At 68.9% G+C, this 1,714-nt stretch carries 1 protein-coding gene and 2 pseudogenes; 2 read left to right on the top strand and 1 reads right to left on the bottom strand.

What is annotated here, in order from left to right; translation table 11 throughout:
* Positions 1–361 precede the first annotated feature (361 nt).
* Positions 362–1,018, top strand: coding sequence for a CatB-related O-acetyltransferase (locus JL475_RS38890; RefSeq protein WP_202282908.1), 657 nt, complete (start codon positions 362–364; stop codon positions 1,016–1,018).
* A pseudogene (locus JL475_RS38885) lies at positions 1,015–1,236 on the top strand (virginiamycin B lyase); the annotation flags it as partial. The gene JL475_RS38890 and the pseudogene JL475_RS38885, both read left to right, overlap by 4 nt.
* Before the next feature lie 282 nt (positions 1,237–1,518).
* On the opposite strand, the pseudogene JL475_RS41050 reads toward JL475_RS38885, so the two are convergent.
* Positions 1,519–1,714, bottom strand: a pseudogene (locus JL475_RS41050) (site-specific integrase); the annotation flags it as partial.

Below are 1,714 nucleotides of genomic sequence, written 5' to 3'. Positions count from 1 at the left end.
CCGGCGCCTGCTCGATATGCGGCCAACCCGCACCTGCCCCCGAACCCCACCACAGGACCTAACAAAGCCCTACTATGGCAGCCACCAGGAGCAGCCGACGGCATCCTGAGGCAGTGGCAGGCCAGGGCACTCCCTGGCCTGCACTCCGTGGCGGGGTCCAACTGCCGTGCGAGCGCCTCTTCCAGGTCACCGACCTCGACGGGCGTGATCGTCCAGTTCGTCGAGTGAGTCACTCCGTCCGCCCCCGAGAGCGCCTGAGGTCCCGCCGCGTCAGGCCACATCCGAGCCATGCCCCGGCCACGCCCGGCCCCCGACCGCGTGCGACATCAGTATCCCGCAACCCCCGCAAAGGAACCCGGCCTTGTCACCTGACCCGACCACCGTTCACCCGCTGCCCGCCCACGACCGCGTGGTGTTCCTCAACCCGCTGGTCACCTCACCGAACATCGCCGTGGGCGAGTACACCTACTACGACGACCCGGACGGCGCCACGGACTTCGAGCACCGCAACGTCCTCTATGCCTACGGGCCGGAGCGTCTCATCATCGGCAAGTACTGCGCGATCGCCTCGGGGACCACATTCCTGATGGCCGGTGCCGAGCATCCGGCGATGGGGGTGTCCACGTACCCGTTCACCATGTTCGGCGGCCGGTGGGCCGAGCAGACTCTGGACATCGTCACCGCCATGCCCAGCCGCGGCGACACGGTCGTCGGCAACGACGTCTGGTTCGGCTATCGGGCAACCGTCATGCCCGGCGTACGGATCGGCGACGGCGCCATCATCGCGGCCGGCGCCATGGTCACCGCCGACGTGCCGCCCTACACGATCGTCGGCGGCAACCCGGCCAGACCGATCCGGCAACGGTTCGACGACGCCGGCATCGAGCGGCTGCAGCGCGCCGCGTGGTGGGACTGGCCCGCCGACCTCGTCACCGAACACGCCCGCACCATCATGGCCGGAACCCCGGCCGACATCGAACGCATCGCCACCGAGCACGGATTGGGGAAGCCCCTTTGAGTCATTCGCCCCAGGTATCCATCGAAGAGCACGCGGTGGCCGACAGTACGGCCGGACCCTACGCCCTCACCACGGGACCGGACGGCGCGCTGTGGTTCACCCTCGTCCACAGTGGCCGGATCGGTCGGCTCGTCCCCGGCGAGAAGCCGACGAGCCACCGGCTCGACCCCGACTGCGGGCCGACCGTCATCACCCCCGGCCCCGACGGAGCCCTGTGGACCGCACTGGAGATCGGCGCACTCGCCCGCATCGCCCCGGCGGACAGCACCACCTGACCAGGCTGCCCACTCACTCCCTGGCTTTGTTCACGAGTCGTCACTCATGAGCAATGCCACACACTCCATCAGTCCTCTCGATCGAGGTCACAACCACTCCGCCCCAAGACGAAACCCAACGTCACCACCAACGACACTGGGCCGAACGGGTGCGAGGGATGCTCAACGCTCCGAGATCATCCTGTGGCGGGTTTCTGGTGCATCCGGGTCACACCCCAGCAGGGCTCAGCGACGCGCGTCGCCAGGCGCGAGCAGGCTCGTCAGCTCCGAGATCGCCTCAGGGGACGGCTTGAAGTAGCGGCGGACGTTCTCCGGCTTCTCGTGCCGGGACTTCGCCATCAGCATCGGGTTGGGTCGGGCCGGGGCGCGGTACTGGCCTTGCGACCAGCCCGTTTCCCCGACCCGCCCGCCGCACCCGCCG

Origin of the sequence: Streptomyces sp. M2CJ-2 (assembly GCF_016757295.1) — a bacterium.
Classification (GTDB): Bacteria; Actinomycetota; Actinomycetes; order Streptomycetales; family Streptomycetaceae; genus Streptomyces.
The sequence above is the reverse complement of the archived record's forward strand: the minus strand, read 5'-3'. Positions and strand labels throughout refer to the sequence as shown.